Origin of the sequence: Anabaena sp. CCY 9402-a, assembly GCF_963920945.1 — a bacterium.
Lineage (GTDB): Bacteria > Cyanobacteriota > Cyanobacteriia > Cyanobacteriales > Nostocaceae > Trichormus > Trichormus minutissimus.
The window spans coordinates 1-4,222 of the sequence record NZ_CAWUDL010000158.1; the positions used below are offsets into that span (position 1 = coordinate 1).

The following is a 4,222-nucleotide window of genomic DNA, read 5'->3' on the forward strand; positions in this document are numbered from 1 at the left end:
TCATTTTGAAATCTCTCTTAATTTTTATTAGTAAATAAGATGCGTTTTCCCTACCAACAATGCTAAGGGGTTTTGGTATTGTTGTAAATTAGGATTTGGGTATGGTATTAGCTAGACCTTATACCAGCAAGCTAAAACTGGGCTGTACCCAGACTACTTGTTTAATCACCAGTGTGGCGATACATTGACTTGCAGCCGATGATCTGAGCCTTGGATTGTGTAAATAAAGCGATCACCTCCTCAAAAGAAAAAGCTAGACTTTTTTTGATACTATAAAAACTCTGACTCGTAACTTAACCATTGACCTATGAGCAAAGGAACGCTGTTCGATAAAGTTTGGGACTTACATACGGTTGGTACACTTCCTTCAGGGCTGACACAGCTATTTATTGGGCTACACCTAATTCATGAAGTTACCAGTCCCCAGGCCTTTGCTATGTTACGGGAGAGAGGACTAAAAGTTTTGTTTCCAGAGCGGACTGTCGCTACTGTAGATCATATTGTACCGACAGAAAATCAGGCGCGTCCCTTTAGCGATCGCATGGCGGAAGAAATGATCCAGGCACTGGAAACCAACTGTCAGGAAAATAACATTACTTTCCATAATATTGGTTCGGGCAACCAAGGTATAGTCCACGTCATTGCCCCCGAATTAGGACTCACCCAGCCAGGAATGACCATCGCCTGTGGAGACAGCCATACTTCCAGTCATGGGGCGTTTGGTGCGATCGCCTTTGGTATCGGTACAAGCCAAGTACGGGACGTTCTCGCCTCCCAAACCCTATCATTATCTAAACTCAAAGTCCGCAAAATTGAAGTTAACGGCACTCTTAACCCCGGTGTCTATGCCAAAGATGTCATCCTGCATATCATCCGCATCCTGGGAGTGAAAGGTGGTGTTGGTTACGCCTACGAATACGCAGGTACGACCTTTGAGCAGATGAACATGGAAGAGAGGATGACAGTCTGCAACATGGCCATTGAAGGCGGAGCAAGATGTGGTTACGTTAATCCTGATCAAATCACCTATGATTATCTGCAAGGTAGAGACTTTGCCCCGAAAGGTGCTGAGTGGAAGCAGGCAGTAGCTTGGTGGGAATCCATCAAGAGTGATGCTAATGCAGAATATGATGATGTGATAGTCTTCAACGCGGCAGATATTCCCCCCACAGTGACTTGGGGAATTACCCCCGGACAAGGTATTGGCGTGAACCAGTTGATACCCAAGCCGGAAGAATTAGCAGAAGAAGACCGCTTCGTGGCAGAAGAAGCATATCGCTACATGGATTTATATCCCGGTCAACCGATTAAGGGAACTAAAATTGATGTCTGCTTTATTGGTAGCTGCACCAACGGCAGGATTAGCGACCTGAGAGAAGCAGCCAAAATCGCCAAAGGTCGCCATGTAGCGGCGGGAATTAAAGCCTTTGTCGTCCCAGGTTCGGAACGAGTCAAACTAGCCGCCGAAGCGGAAGGATTAGATAAAGTCTTCCAAGAAGCCGGCTTTGAGTGGCGCGAACCCGGTTGTTCCATGTGTTTAGCGATGAACCCCGACAAACTAGAAGGCAGACAAATTAGTGCTTCCTCCTCCAACCGCAACTTTAAAGGACGGCAAGGTTCAGCCTCTGGTCGGACACTCCTAATGAGTCCTGCAATGGTAGTAACTGCGGCCATTAAAGGTGAGGTCGCTGATGTAAGAGAACTGCTTTAAGAAGGGGTATAGGGGTGTAAGGGTGTAGGGGTATAGGGGGAAAGACAATACATAACATTTTCCCTCTTCCCCAATCCCAGTCCCCATTACCCCTTATCCCCAGAGGGGGCCCCGATTTCCCCAATCCCCAGTCCCCAATCCCCCTAAAAACCAATGGTAAGTGAAGTTAAACAAGTTTCTGGACGTGGTATACCTTTAGTGGGTAATGATATCGATACAGACCGGATCATTCCCGCGAGATTTTTGAAAGCTGTCACCTTTGATGGGTTGCGTGAAGGAGCATTTATTGACGATCGCACAGCCCTAAATGGTGAGCATCCTTTTGATCAACCCCAATATCAAGGTGCGAATATCTTAATAGTTAACCGCAATTTTGGCTGTGGTTCATCACGGGAACACGCACCCCAAGCTATATCCAAATGGGGTATTCAAGCCCTCATCGGTGAAAGCTTTGCGGAAATTTTCTTTGGTAATTGTGTGGCAATTGGTATACCTTGTTTGACAGTTGATGAAGTGACGGTTAAACAACTACAAGAATTAGTAGCAGCTAATCCCCAAGCTAGTGTCACAGTGAATTTGGAAACCTTGCAGGTGCAAGTTGGCGACTTTACCGCCCCAGTTACCCTTGATGAAGGTACTAGAAGCACCTTTGTTTCCGGTGCTTGGGATGCTTGCGGTCAGTTAGTGGCAAATACTGAGCAAATTTGGGCGACGGCGGCTAAGTTACCTTATGTGGGTTGGGGTAGGTTGGCTGCGAGTTAAGCAGAATAATCGGTTGGGTTGCGCGACAGCAAAACCCAACAAAGCTTTTATAATTGAGATAATGAACGCAATTGGATGATTCTATGGCAATTACCCTTGAATTAACTCCAGAAATAGAAGCTCGTTTGGTAGCTCAAGCCGCCGCGAAAGGTATGACGGCTGAAGCTTTTGTGCAAGCCGCAATCGAAAATTTACTAACTACTGAACCCCATTTATATCGAGTTGGAACGGCCTTAGTTATTCAATCTACCCCAATTGGGAATCTGGAAACCTCTGTTGACCAAATGCGGCAAGAAAGACTCAGTGACCTAATTGCAGATAATGAAAGTCCTGTTTGACACATCTGTATTAGTAGCAGCGTTTGAAGTTAGTCATCCTCGGCATCATGTTTGTCTACCGTGGTTGCAACAGGCACAAGAAAAGAAAATTGACGGATGTTTCTCAGCGCACACCTTTGCTGAACTTTATTCCGTTCTGACTCGCCTACCTGTAAGACCGCCAATCTCTCCAGCGATCGCCCAACGCTTAATCAATGAGAACCTGCATTTTTTTACAGCAATTCCCCTCACTGCTGATGATTACCAACAAGCGATCGCTTCTATGGTTACACTTAATCTCCCAGGGGGTGGAATTTTTGATGCACTAATTGCCCAAGCTGCTCTCAAAGCCGAGGTTGATATATTACTTACTCTGAATCCAAGCCACTTTAGCCGACTGGGGGCAGATTTAGCTCAACGGGTGCAAGTACCGTCTTGAGGATCTGTGCTTATGGTTACAACGTCTACAACGTTTACTGGATAAGGAATTGACGTTGTTGTCATTTTCTGCAACGTAGTTCAATTCTGTCAATAATCTTGCCGCAACCATTTTGATGAACGCCATCAAAGAACACCAAAAACAAAATAACACCTTGTCTGACCAAAACAAAGGGAATAAAACTGAATAAACTATTTAATAAGGTTAGTTATGCCTAATATCTAATGTTGCTTCATAGCTTCTTGTCTATGATTGAAGTATTGATTTAATTCAGCTACAATTTCTGTGAAATATTCAGTGTTTTTAAATTTATCAGGATTATCTATTAGTTCTGTTGTTATTTTTTTTACAAGATTATAATATTCAGGCATATCCTTTAAATGAAAACAAGATCGAATTGCCAGCTTGTAAACTTCGACGTGCATATTTAAGCTAAATATTGCAGACTTAAATATTGTTTGGTCATTGTTAACATCCTTAACATGAGAGCCAACACAAGCTAACAACAGGTAATCTTCCCCATATTCTTTCTTTTCTTCTAATAATATTTTTTTGCATAACTCGTATATTTTTGTCCTATCTTCAAATCGAACTTCTTGAAAGATAGGCCGGGAAGGGGTAGCTATTCCACCTGTCAATCTTAAAAGTTCATTTAAGGATGTAGCTTGATTTAGGTCTCTATTATTAGGATCTAAACTTTTTTCTAACGTTCTTATACCTCTAATAAATGGTGGAGACAAAATGAAAGAAAAGCCTAATAGAAACAAAACTGAAGTTCCAAATATAGTGCCAACCCAATCTACTTGGCATTTTTGAGAATTAGGGTCACAATAAGGTTGCGAAGATTCATTTATTGGCTTATATGAAACACATCCTGTTAGAGAAGATAAAAATATAACGAATAAAAATGTTTTTATTAACATTTTTAATTGGTTTACTAGACCTATCTTTAAAATAAATTTTATAGGAAAATAAACAGAGAAGATAAAAAAG

At 42.5% G+C, this 4,222-nt stretch carries 5 protein-coding genes; 4 read left to right on the forward strand and 1 reads right to left on the reverse strand.

The genetic code is table 11. The features are described 5' to 3' along the window. Positions 1–307: 307 nt before the first annotated feature. From leuC to ACM0OR_RS27790, 4 genes are all read left to right on the forward strand, one after another. Positions 308–1,711, forward strand: a complete 1,404-nt coding sequence (gene leuC / locus ACM0OR_RS27775; protein WP_414579629.1) for a 3-isopropylmalate dehydratase large subunit — start codon at positions 308–310, stop codon at positions 1,709–1,711. A 153-nt stretch (positions 1,712–1,864) separates the two neighbouring features. Next, complete coding sequence (gene leuD, locus ACM0OR_RS27780) at positions 1,865–2,473, forward strand: 3-isopropylmalate dehydratase small subunit (RefSeq protein ID WP_414579630.1); 609 nt, start codon at positions 1,865–1,867, stop codon at positions 2,471–2,473. An 83-nt stretch (positions 2,474–2,556) separates the two neighbouring features. Then, the gene (locus tag ACM0OR_RS27785) at positions 2,557–2,811 is read left to right on the forward strand and encodes a CopG family transcriptional regulator (RefSeq protein ID WP_414579631.1); all 255 of its coding nucleotides are present in this window, start codon (positions 2,557–2,559) and stop codon (positions 2,809–2,811) included. Then, complete coding sequence (locus tag ACM0OR_RS27790; protein ID WP_414579632.1) at positions 2,795–3,229, forward strand: type II toxin-antitoxin system VapC family toxin; 435 nt, start codon at positions 2,795–2,797, stop codon at positions 3,227–3,229. The genes ACM0OR_RS27785 and ACM0OR_RS27790 overlap by 17 nt, the downstream gene beginning before the upstream one ends. A gap of 221 nt (positions 3,230–3,450) precedes the next feature. Here the strand turns inward: ACM0OR_RS27790 and ACM0OR_RS27795 are convergent. Then, the coding region (locus tag ACM0OR_RS27795; protein WP_414579633.1) for a hypothetical protein at positions 3,451–4,222 on the reverse strand (772 nt) is incomplete at its 5' end.

What these genes read in the sequence shown, in the direction of transcription:
- leuC (WP_414579629.1), top strand. Translation starts at nt 308, where the DNA reads ATGAGCAAAGGAACGCTGTTCGATAAAGTTTGGGACTTACATACGGTT.
- leuD (WP_414579630.1), top strand. Translation starts at nt 1,865, where the DNA reads ATGGTAAGTGAAGTTAAACAAGTTTCTGGACGTGGTATACCTTTAGTG.
- ACM0OR_RS27785 (WP_414579631.1), top strand. Translation starts at nt 2,557, where the DNA reads ATGGCAATTACCCTTGAATTAACTCCAGAAATAGAAGCTCGTTTGGTA.
- ACM0OR_RS27790 (WP_414579632.1), top strand. Translation starts at nt 2,795, where the DNA reads ATGAAAGTCCTGTTTGACACATCTGTATTAGTAGCAGCGTTTGAAGTT.